Below are 10889 nucleotides of genomic sequence, written 5' to 3' on the forward strand. Positions count from 1 at the left end.
GAAGCGTATTGGAAGATCAAACGACCGAAGTAGCCGTGGGCTGCAACGATGTTGTAGGTTTCTTCTTCTTGACCGAATTTGTAACCGTAGTTTTGCGACTCGGTTTCAGTTGTTTCGCGAACCAAAGAAGATGTAACTAAAGAACCGTGCATGGCGGAGAACAAGCTACCACCGAAGACACCGGCAACTCCCAACATGTGGAAGGGGTGCATCAGGATGTTGTGCTCGGCTTGGAACACGATCATGAAGTTAAATGTGCCGGAGATACCCAAGGGCATACCGTCGGAGAATGAACCTTGTCCGATTGGGTAGATCAAGAATACTGCTGTAGCTGCTGCAACTGGTGCAGAGTATGCTACGCAGATCCAAGGACGCATACCTAAGCGGTAGGACAGTTCCCATTCACGACCCATGTAGCAGAAAATGCCGATCAGGAAGTGAAAAATTACCAATTGGTAAGGGCCGCCGTTGTACAACCACTCATCCAAGGAAGCAGCTTCCCAGATTGGGTAGAAGTGCAAGCCGATCGCTGAAGGCGATTACGTAACAGATTGTTGCAGTTAGCAAGGTGGGAATCATCAAGACTCCGAACCAACCTACATAAATGCGGTTGTCGGTTGATGTTACCCAGTTGCAGAATTGCGACCAGATATTTGCGCTTTCGCGCTGCTGTAAGGTTGCTGTCATGTGTTTATGATTGCTATTGGTTTTTCAATGTTCGGATGATGTCTCTATTATTAACGGTATCGTTAAGGTTTGTAAAGGCCTGTAACGACAGTTAAACTGATGAGGGTCATCAGGAAAGCTGATGAAACGATCCAGAGGCGAAAAAAGCCCATTATTTGGTGGAACCCGCACGCGAGTCCGTTGCGGACTGTGGTGCAAGATGCCAGATTGATGCTGTAGGGGCAATCCCTCGCAGTTGTCGCAATGTATATATATAGTGTTTTGTAGGGGACATCTTCCCCGTGGTAGCCGCGCGCGATCGGGATGCGGCGCTGTGTCTAAGCTTGGAAAATTGCCAAAAGAATATAGATGCGGGGCGGGGAATGCCAGTCTGAAGGGGACTCAGCGGGTTTTAAACAGCTTGTTACTCCAGTCATCTATATTATAAAAATGCTGTAGCAGTTGCGTGCGTAAGCCCGCTTCAATCGGGGCAGTGTTCGATCGACAATTCAACTCGTGCGATCGCCAATCTAGCGCACTGAGCCTTAATCAATAATTATCAAACCAGAGCGAGCAAATCCTCTCTAAAGTTAGTTGAAAAAAAATTCAATTGAGTTAATACTTATCAAAATAAACAACTATCAATACTTAATAAACTAACCACAAGAGAGTTAAACCCATGTCAGAAAATTATCTAGGATTAGATACAGAAGATTACGAGTCCCTCAAAAGCGAGATAAAAACCCTCAAAGCGCGCGTTGCCGAACTAGAGTCGGCCTCGAAACCCGAACCCGCTATCGTTGCCAAACAAAAGGCGCTATTTGCTGTAGTGACCAAAATTCGCGAGTCGTTAGACTTAGATATTATTTTTCAATCAACCGCTCGGGAAGTTCGCCAACTGCTGAATGCCGATCGAGTAGCAATATTTCGATTTTACCAGCAGTCAGGATTTGACGACGGGGAATTTGTGTCAGAAGACGTGATCCCAGAGTTTCATTCAGTAAAAGCTGTAAAGGTGCACGATCACTGCTTTGGTAAACAATATTCAATGCGGTATCAGCAAGGAAGAATTCAGGCAGTCAATGATATCAATCAAGCCGGATTGAGCGATTGCCATATAGCTGTTCTTGCTCAATTTAATGTCAAAGCAAACTTAATCGTACCTTTAATCAAAAGAAATAAACTTTGGGGATTGCTCTGCATTCACCAATGTCGCGCCCCACGCCAGTGGCAGCAAGATGAAATTGACTTTGCCAGTCAAATTGCGGTGCATTTAGGAGTAGCAATACAGCAAGCAAAACTTTTAGATGAAGCTCATAGGCGGTCAACAGCACTCCAGACTACTCTAGAGGAGCAATTGCGAAAACGCACAGAAGAGCTGGTTAAGGAAGCAGACCGAGAACGAGCCATAACTCGGATGATTGATAAGATCCGCCAAACCTTAGATATGGAAACAATTTTCCAGACAGCAGCGACAGAAGTTCGCAAACTTTTGAATGTCGATCGCATTGCCATTTATCAATTCCGTGAAGACTATTTCGGCGACTTTATCTTTGAATCTGAATCGGGAAACTGGCCGAAATTGGTAGGCAGCGGTTGGGAAGACCCCTACTTAAACGAACACCAAGGAGGTCGATTCCGGTGTGCGGAAACCTTTATCGCTGATGATATCTACAATGCCGGCCAGAGCGATTGTCACATAGAAGCTTTAGAATATTTTGGTGTCAAATCCTGTGCGGTAGTTGCGATTTTTAAAGGAGAGAAACTCTGGGGATTGCTCAGTGCCTTTCAACACACAGGTGCGCGTCACTGGGAAGACACAGAAGTAAAGTTACTGAATCAAATTGCCACTCATTTGGGCGTGGCTTTGCAGCAATCCGAGTACCTAGAACAAATACAGTTTCAAGCTAAACAGCAGGCGAAAGCAGCCGAACAGGAACGCACATTAACTAGAGTAATTGAACGGATTCGCCAGACGCTAAATATTGACAAAATATTTAGCGCAACAACTCAAGAAGTACGGCAAATTCTCAATTGCGATCGGGTTGGAGTTTACCGTTTTTTTCCAAACTGGAGCGGGGAATTTGTGTCGGAGTCGGTAGCAGAAGGTTGGATACCTTTAGTAACTGATAAAATTAAAACAGTCTGGCAAGATGATTATTTACAAAAAACTGAGGGTGGCAGGTATCGCCATCAAGAAATTTTTGTAGTTGATGACATCTATAAAATTGGTCACTCTCCATGTCATATCGAAATTCTGGAACAAATTCAAGCCAAAGCATATTGTGTAGCGCCTGTTTTTGTGGGGGAAAATCTCTGGGGTTTGCTAGCAGCTTACCAGAACTCTGGTTCCCGTGAGTGGGAAGCAGGAGAAGTGAGGTTGCTGGCTCAGGTTGGCAGTCAATTGGGAGTAGCTATGCACCAAGCAGAATTGCTCGATCGCACTAAAAAGCAGTCCTGGGAATTGCGGACGACTTTGGCAGACTTAAATGCGATCGTTGACAATTTGGCTGACGGGTTATTAGTCACTGACATTGAAGCTAAAATTACCAGGTTTAATCCGGCACTGCTGGCGATGTTTGAATTAAAAGATGTTGACCTGAAGGGGAAAAAAGTATCCGAAATCTTTCCTAAAAAATTAGCCCAATTGGTTGAGGCGACTGAACATAGAGAGGGAGAAATTGTGACGCTGGAAGTGGAACTAGAAAATTCTAGGATAGGTCAAGCTTTAGCGACCACTATTCTGAAAGAAGCGGTAAAAGACGAAGCAGATCGATCTCTAGGTTCGGTGATTTTGATTCGAGATGTGACGGTGGAACGAGAAGTTGACCGAATGAAAACTGATTTTCTGGCTACAGTTTCTCACGAACTGCGGACGCCTTTAACTTCGGTTTTGGGTTTTGCTTCGCTGATTAAAGAAAAACTAGAAGAAGTGATTGTTCCCGGAGTCGTATCGGAAGACAGAAAAATCAAAAAAGCTTTAAATAAAGTTGCAGATAATATTAACATTATTGTCTCAGAAGCTGAAAGGCTGACATCTTTAATTAATGATGTTTTGGATATTGCTAAGATGGAAGCGGGGCGAGTTGAATGGCAGTTACAGCCGACAAATCCAGTGCAAATCTTAAAACAGGCGATCGCCGCTACGTCATCTTTATTAGAAAAGAATAATTTAAAGTTGATTAAAGATTTTAGTCCCGGACTGCCACAGGTATTAGTAGACCGGGATCGCATGGTTCAAGTCGCGATCAATTTAATCTCGAATGCAGTCAAGTTCACAGAATCAGGTTCTGTCACCTGTCGGGCAAGAGTAGAGGGTGACGAGCTGGTTATTAGCATTATTGATACTGGCATCGGCATTGCACCAGAAGACCAAAGCAAAGTTTTTGAAAGATTTAAACAAGTGGGAGATATCCTGACCGAAAAGCCTAAAGGCACTGGCTTGGGGCTGCCAATTTCTAAACAAATCGTTGAACACCACGGCGGTAGAATTTGGCTAGAAAGCGAGTTAGGCAAGGGCAGCACTTTTTTCTTTAGTATACCGCTAGTTAAAAATATTGAGTCGGTGGAAAAATGCAAAATTATCAATGATTTAATCGGGCAACTGAAACAGCAAGTGCTCAGCAGAACTCCGCTCGGCGTTAAAGGAGGCCAGCAACTTTTAGTTGTTGACAATGAGCCTAACATCCGAGATATATTGAGGCAGTCACTGGAACAAGAAGGATATAAAGTCGCGGAGGCAATTAACGGTAGAGATGCTATTTCTCAGGCTAAAGCAGTCAAACCGGATCTGATTATTTTAGATGTAATGATGCCTCACATCGACGGTTTTGATGTGGCGGCAGTTCTCAAAAATGACCCAGAAACTCGGGGGATTCCGATTATCATCGTGTCTCTAATTCAAGACAGAGACAGGGGCTGGCGTTTGGGAGTTGACAGGTATTTTACCAAGCCTATAAATATAGCGGGACTGTTAAAGGAGATCGGCTTGCTGCTGCGACAAGGGATGTCTAATAAGACGGTGTTGGTCGTTGTTAACAATGCTTCTACTTTCAAAATTTTGTCGGCTGCGTTGCTTTTTCAGGGATATAATGTGATGGAGGCATCTGATGTTACAGAATGCCTGGATCGAGTGAGAGCGATCGAGCTGGATTTAATTATTATTGACGAAGCCTTATCTCAAGAGCAAGAATTAGTCAAAAAATTGCGCCTTACTAAGGGCTTGGAAAAAGTCTCCATAATTGTTTTGGGAGATATTGTAGAGGATAACGGGCTGAGCAAACACATTCATGGGAAATTGTTGTGAAAAAAGTTTTAATTGTGGATGACGAACCGAATATTCTGATTTTGATGGAGCAGGCTCTAGAAAAGTTGGAAGATGAGGATGATGTAGAGTTGCTGACTGCGAGAGATGGAGTTGAGGCGTTGAACAGAATTAAGGAAGAAAAGCCGGATTTGGTTTTTCTCGATGTGATGATGCCGAAAATGAGCGGGTTAGAGGTATGCAATACGGTTAAAAATGAACTAGGTATGGAGGACGTTTACATTATTATGTTGACAGCTAAGGGACAAGAATATGATAAGCAAAGCGGTATGGCTGTGGGGGCAAATCTTTATATGACTAAACCTTTTCGCCCGAAAGAAGTGCTGGTCAAAGCTAGGGAAATTCTGGGTTTGACGGCACAGATGTAGCGAGAGGTATACAATCAATTCACAAGAATATTTTTTGGTTTTTGGTGGTTGCTAGCCTGCCCAAAAACGGATACAATCCCCCGGCTATAGTCGTGGATGCTCCAAAAATTGTAGACTAAGTTTCAAGCTCGCAGAGTTATCTGCCCTTGTAAATCTAAAATCTAAAATCTCTATCCTCAAATTGGCTGACTGGTTACAAACGAATGAATAACGATAGATCGCTCACTCATGATTAATAGCAAAGTAAATGGTTCGTATCAATCTCAAAAAATTGATTTCTAAGAGAGATTTGCGGGTGGTTATTGAGGGCGCGCTCGGTGTTTTAGACGCTCCGATGGCTATTCGGAATGTTGAAGGGGCTATTTTATTGGGCGAAGATTGTCAGACCTACTTCAATACTTATCCTATCATCCTAGCCGATGAAGTTATCGGTTACGTAACAGGAAGTCAAAAAGCAGCATTTATTGCCGATATGCTGAGTTATGCTGCCAGCGCCGACTTGGATATAAGAACTCTGGCTGTTGATACTTTAGATAAGTACGAAGAAGTTAATTTTTTGTACGATTTTTCAAGCAAAATAGCTACTTGTTTGGGTGTGGCTGAAGTCAGTCAATTGGTGGTAACTGAAGCGAAAAAGTTGATTGAGTCTACCAATATTTCAGTGATGCTAATGAATGAAAAGACAGGAAAACTGGAGATTGTTTCTGCTAGGGGTAAAGAGTACAACCATAAAACAAAAATCGGTTCCAATATGGGGATAGCAGGTCATATTTTTGTTTCTGGTAAAGCTGAAATAGTCAATGATGTATTGTCCGATCCGAGATATGTTATGGGAGACAATGAGATGCGTTCTATGATTTGTGCACCTCTAACAACTCAGAACGGTACAATCGGCGTTATCAATATTAGTCATAACGAACTTGTAAACTATACGGCACAGGATTTAAAATTATTTACGGCTTTGGCATCGCAAGCGGCCGCGGCGATCGAGAATGCGCTTTTACATGAAAGTAAATTGAAGGAAGAACGAATTAAAAATAATTTGGAAAGATACCTTTCTCCCCAGGTGGTGCGAGCAGTTATCGAAGCTAAAGGAGATATTTCTCTAAATCCAACTAAGCGCAATTTAACGGTGCTTTTTTCGGATATTAGAGATTTTACTACTAAGTGTGAGGAGCTGCCTGCTGAGAAAATAGTGATGTATTTAAATGAGTATTTCACGGAGATGGTAGAGGTAATTTTTAGTCATGAAGGTACTGTGAATAAGTTTGTGGGAGATATGATTGTAGCAATGTTTGGGGCGCCTTCGGAGGTGGCCGATCGCGAAAGGAAGGCGATCGAAACTGCGATCGATATGCAGCGACGGATTAGGAGGATGTCCGTTCCTTGGATTGCGGATAATTTTCTGACTGGTATTGGCATTAGTTCGGGAGAGGTTGTTGTTGGTAATATTGGTTCGCCGCAGCACATGGATTATACTGCCATAGGGGATGAGGTGAATATTGCATCTAGGTTGCAGTCAATGGCTGAGGGAGGACAAATTTTGGTCTATCGAAACTTTTGAGGTGATTTATCAAAAATAAAGTTATTGGTTATTAGTCATTAGTCATTAGTCATAGTGCGAGCTTAAGAGCTCGCGAACATTAGTCATTAGTCATAGTGCGAGCTTAAGAGCTCGCGAACATTAGTCATTAGTCAGATAGGTCGGACACGGCAGTGCCGTTTCCCTACCGCGATCAATTGTAGGGAAACGGCACTGCCGTGTCCTGATTTCTTAGCCGTGTCCTGATTTCTTAGCATTAGTCATCAGTTAGTAGTTATTAGTCAGATGGCAGAAAAAAGAGGGAAAAACATCTAGTTTTGCAGTATTGTCTGTTTATTTGCTAAGCTAGAGGTTGCGCTCTCTCAATAAACCTTATATTTATGCACAGGTTATTAACTGGGAAACTGCGAGTAGACTGTTTAACAATACCGATCGCAAATCTTCCAGCAAATCTATCGGGTACTAAAATTGTACAGCTTACGGACTTTCACTATGACGGGGAGCGGCTGTCGGAATGGTTGCTAGAAGAGGCGATTGTGGCGGCTAATGAAGCGGAACCAGACTTAATTTTTTTAACCGGAGATTTTATTACCTACGATCCCGCGCCTATTTACGGCTTGGTGCAGCGATTGAAAAATTTGCAAAGTCGGGTGGGAATTTACGCTGTTTTGGGCAATCACGATCACTATTATCCAGGGGCAAAAATTAAGGTTGCTAATGCTTTGAATAACGCAGGTATTCGGGTTTTGTACAATGAAGCGATTTATCCTTTGGGGTCTGAATTGGCTTTAGTTGGGTTTGCAGATTTTTGGTCTGGCGATTTTGCACCTGCGCCTCTAATGGCATCAATCAATCCGGCGATTCCTCGGATTGTATTGTCTCACAATCCTGATACTGCTGAAAATCTGCAACAGTGGCGGATTGATTTGCAGTTTTCGGGACACACTCATGGGGGTCAAATTGTGATTCCTGGTATCGGGCCTTTGTATGCTTGGGTGAGAAAAATTGGTTATTTGATTCCTGAAGGAATCCGAAAATTTGTTCCTTTTGTGTCGGCTTGCGATCGAGTAGTTCGTCACTGGGAATGGGCTAGCGGTTTGCATCGGGTTGGGAGTAATTGGTTGTACGTGAATCGCGGTTTGGGTACTTATGCGCCGGGGAGGTTATTTTGTCCGCCGGAGGTGACGGTAATTACTTTGGTTTGTCAAGATATGTAGGGATTGCTTTAGGGTGTGAAGGAAGAATGCTTCGGATGGAAGATGGAACCGCGAAGACGCAAAGGACACGAAGGAAGATGAAAGATGAGCAGAATTCCTATTATTAAGTGGGTTCTGCAAAGCGATAGCCTCTGGCGTAAAAGGAAGAATGCTTCGGAAGAAAGATGGAACCGCGAAGGCGCAAAGGACACGAAGGAAGATGGAAGATGAGCAGAATTCCTATTATTAACTGGGTTCTGCAAAGCGATAGCCTCTGCCGTAAACTGTGTGAATTAGGACGGATTCGCTAGGGGCTTCTATTTTGCGGCGCAGGAGGCGAATTTGAGCTGCTAATACGTTGCTGCTGGGTTTTTCTGCTTCACTCCACAGGTATTGGTGGATTTGTTCGTGTGTTAGTATTTGACCGGGATGTCGCATTAGGTATTCTAATAGTTGACATTCTTTTTCTGATAGGTCAATTGTTCGATCGCCCCGATAGGCTATTTGATTGTCGTAGTCTAGCTGTAAATCTGCAACTTGCAGGCGCCCGACAGCCACTTCGGGGTCAAAAGTAGGGGGGCGGCGCAGTAGGGCGCGGACTCTGGCTAGGAGCTCTCGCAGTTCAAAAGGCTTGACTAGATAGTCGTCTGCGCCTGCGTCGAGTCCTTGTACGCGATCATCTAGGGTGTCTTTGGCGGTGAGAAATAGGACTGGTGTATTCCGTCCTTGCGATCGCAATTGCTGACAAATTGCTAATCCGGATTGTCTCGGCAGCATCCAATCCAAAATTAGCAAATCGTAATTTCCCTGCATTGCTAAATTGCTGCCATTTGCGCCGTCAAATGCGACATCAACGGTATAACCCTCGCGGGTTAAAACTCGACTCAAAGGGTCAGTCAACTCAACTTCATCATCAACTAAAAGAATCCGCATCCTGATTTTAGGTTTTAGACTTTTGATTTGAGCATGAATTACACAAAACTTGCAAACAAGCAGGTTTTGTAGGGGGAAATTCCCGGTGGTTGCCATCTGTGGTGAGGTGGCGATCGCGACCTGTTGAGGTTAAGTAAACTGATTTTTGCTACATTTTAAAATGTGCAATACTTTCCGATTCGCTGTAAGCTGCTGCTAGCCATTCCTGCATTGCAGGCAGTGCCAACAGTGTATCAGCATAAGCTTGTGCTTGTGCATCTAATTTGACTTCGTAGGTGACAAAACGCATGACAACGGGGGCAAACATGGCGTCAGCAATTGTGAATTTTCCGAACAGCATATCGCCACTGGTGCCGAATTTTTGGCGGCATTCGCGCCAAATTGCCAAGATGCGATCGATCTCTGCTTCGACACCGGGCGTCATTCCTTCTCCCGGATAGCGGTTGCGGCAGTCCATCGGCATATTTTCGCGGAGATTTTGGAAGCCTGCGTGCATTTCGGCACAGATGGAACGAGCGATCGCCCGTTGCGCTACATCCGCCGGCCATAAATCATTTGCAAAGCGTTCTGCAACATACTCGCAAATTGCTAAAGATTCCCACACTTTCAAGTCGCCATCAATTAAAACTGGCACCTTTCCCGAAGGAGAATAGCGCCGAATTTCCCCATGGGTTGTCGGCCCGTCTAGGGGGATTCTCACTTCGGCAAAATCTATTCCAGCTTGTTTCATCGCCAGCCAAGGACGCAGCGACCAAGACGAATAATTTTTGTTGCCGATTACCAGAGTCAATTTGGTCATAGTTTTGCTTTCAGCTATCATCTATTTAGCAGACAATCCTTAAGAAAATTCGATTTAACTCAGCCTCAATACAATATATTATACACAAACACAATTATTAGCAATACCTGAACTTATTTTGATATTTGAACAATTTGTGCTATTGTGGTTGAGGAAAAAGCTGTTTCCGCTCGGGCAGCGCCGATTCCGCATCCCAAATTCAGCAATTTAGAATTTCAAATCAATATGATTACCGTAGCACTTCCCAAAGGCGGACTGTTAGGAGATAGCATTCGACTGTTTAAATCCGTTGGATTAGACTTCAGTGCTTTTCTCGATTCCTCTAACCGCCAACTTCAAATTTATGACACTACCGGAACGGCAAAAGCTTTGCTAGTAAGGACGCACGATGTGCCGGTTTATGTGGAATACGGTCAAGCTGATTTGGGCGTTGCGGGTTATGATGTTTTGCGGGAAAAAACTCCGAAAGTTGCAAATTTAATTGATTTACAATTTGGCAAGTGTCGGCTGTCGGTAGCAGTAAAGGAATCTAGTTCTTACAGACGCAGTGTGGATTTGCCTCCTCACGGTAGAGTTGCTTCTAAGTTCGTACACTGTGCGAGGGAATATTTTCATAATTTGAATTTGCCGGTGGAAATTGTGCCTCTTTATGGTTCTGTGGAGTTGGGGCCGATTACGGGTATGTCGGAGGCGATTGTGGATTTGGTTTCGACTGGCAAAACTTTGCGAGAAAATGGTTTGGTGGAAATTGATGTTTTGTTTCAAAGTTCGGCTTATTTGATTGGTCATCCTTTGAGTTATCGTTTGAATTCTGGCGGGGTTAATGATTTGATTGGGAAGTTGAGAGAGCAGGTTTTGACGGCGGTTTGATGTGCGATCAAATTAGGATCAGTCCAGGATGTAACAGCCACTCTTATGGAGTTAGTTTTTAAGTACGTAGTTGCGATTGGGTGCTCTTCGATCTATGAAAGAGCGCTGAAGCGCAACTACGTACCTTCTATGAAAGAGCGCTGAAGCGCAACTACGTACCTTCTATGAAAGAGCGCTGAAGCGCAACTAC

Annotated in this window: 8 protein-coding genes and 1 pseudogene; 6 read left to right on the forward strand and 3 right to left on the reverse strand. The window is 43.8% G+C overall.

Features of this window, described 5'->3' with window-relative positions; all coding sequences use genetic code 11:
- A pseudogene (locus JGK20_RS32060) lies at window positions 1-687 on the reverse strand (photosystem II q(b) protein); the annotation flags it as partial.
- A gap of 658 nt (window positions 688-1345) precedes the next feature.
- Between JGK20_RS32060 and JGK20_RS32065 the strand changes: the two are divergent.
- From JGK20_RS32065 to JGK20_RS32085, 5 genes are all read left to right on the forward strand, one after another.
- On the forward strand, window positions 1346-4972 hold the full coding sequence (locus JGK20_RS32065) for a GAF domain-containing protein (RefSeq protein WP_293184510.1): 3627 nt from the start codon (window positions 1346-1348) through the stop codon (window positions 4970-4972).
- A complete protein-coding gene (locus tag JGK20_RS32070; RefSeq protein ID WP_293157660.1) occupies window positions 4963-5358 on the forward strand; it encodes a response regulator in 396 nt (131 codons plus the stop codon). The genes JGK20_RS32065 and JGK20_RS32070 overlap by 10 nt, the downstream gene beginning before the upstream one ends.
- A 247-nt stretch (window positions 5359-5605) precedes the next feature.
- A complete protein-coding gene (locus JGK20_RS32075) occupies window positions 5606-6922 on the forward strand; it encodes an adenylate/guanylate cyclase domain-containing protein (protein ID WP_293233507.1) in 1317 nt (438 codons plus the stop codon).
- Window positions 6923-7281: 359 nt separating this feature from the next.
- A complete protein-coding gene (locus JGK20_RS32080; protein WP_293184514.1) occupies window positions 7282-8118 on the forward strand; it encodes a metallophosphoesterase in 837 nt (278 codons plus the stop codon).
- Window positions 8119-8202: 84 nt separating this feature from the next.
- Complete coding sequence (locus JGK20_RS32085; RefSeq protein WP_293184517.1) at window positions 8203-8328, forward strand: hypothetical protein; 126 nt, start codon at window positions 8203-8205, stop codon at window positions 8326-8328.
- A gap of 15 nt (window positions 8329-8343) precedes the next feature.
- Here the strand turns inward: JGK20_RS32085 and rppA are convergent, their stop codons facing one another.
- The gene (gene rppA, locus JGK20_RS32090; protein ID WP_293233509.1) at window positions 8344-9030 is read right to left on the reverse strand and encodes a two-component system response regulator RppA; all 687 of its coding nucleotides are present in this window, start codon (window positions 9028-9030) and stop codon (window positions 8344-8346) included.
- A gap of 148 nt (window positions 9031-9178) precedes the next feature.
- Entirely contained in the window at window positions 9179-9829 is a 651-nt protein-coding gene (locus JGK20_RS32095; protein ID WP_293198970.1) for a glutathione S-transferase family protein, read from the reverse strand.
- Window positions 9830-10054: 225 nt separating this feature from the next.
- Between JGK20_RS32095 and hisG the strand changes: the two genes are divergently transcribed.
- The gene (gene hisG / locus JGK20_RS32100) at window positions 10055-10699 is read left to right on the forward strand and encodes an ATP phosphoribosyltransferase (RefSeq protein WP_293233511.1); all 645 of its coding nucleotides are present in this window, start codon (window positions 10055-10057) and stop codon (window positions 10697-10699) included.
- The last annotated feature ends 190 nt before the right edge of the window (window positions 10700-10889 follow it).

It is taken from the genome of Microcoleus sp. PH2017_05_CCC_O_A (assembly GCF_020738785.1).
Taxonomy (GTDB): Bacteria; Cyanobacteriota; Cyanobacteriia; order Cyanobacteriales; family Microcoleaceae; genus Microcoleus.

What these genes read in the sequence shown, in the direction of transcription:
- JGK20_RS32065 (WP_293184510.1), top strand. Translation starts at nt 1,346, where the DNA reads ATGTCAGAAAATTATCTAGGATTAGATACAGAAGATTACGAGTCCCTC.
- JGK20_RS32075 (WP_293233507.1), top strand. Translation starts at nt 5,606, where the DNA reads ATGGTTCGTATCAATCTCAAAAAATTGATTTCTAAGAGAGATTTGCGG.
- JGK20_RS32080 (WP_293184514.1), top strand. Translation starts at nt 7,282, where the DNA reads ATGCACAGGTTATTAACTGGGAAACTGCGAGTAGACTGTTTAACAATA.
- JGK20_RS32085 (WP_293184517.1), top strand. Translation starts at nt 8,203, where the DNA reads ATGAGCAGAATTCCTATTATTAAGTGGGTTCTGCAAAGCGATAGCCTC.
- rppA (WP_293233509.1), bottom strand. Translation starts at nt 9,030, where the DNA reads ATGCGGATTCTTTTAGTTGATGATGAAGTTGAGTTGACTGACCCTTTG.
- JGK20_RS32095 (WP_293198970.1), bottom strand. Translation starts at nt 9,829, where the DNA reads ATGACCAAATTGACTCTGGTAATCGGCAACAAAAATTATTCGTCTTGG.
- hisG (WP_293233511.1), top strand. Translation starts at nt 10,055, where the DNA reads ATGATTACCGTAGCACTTCCCAAAGGCGGACTGTTAGGAGATAGCATT.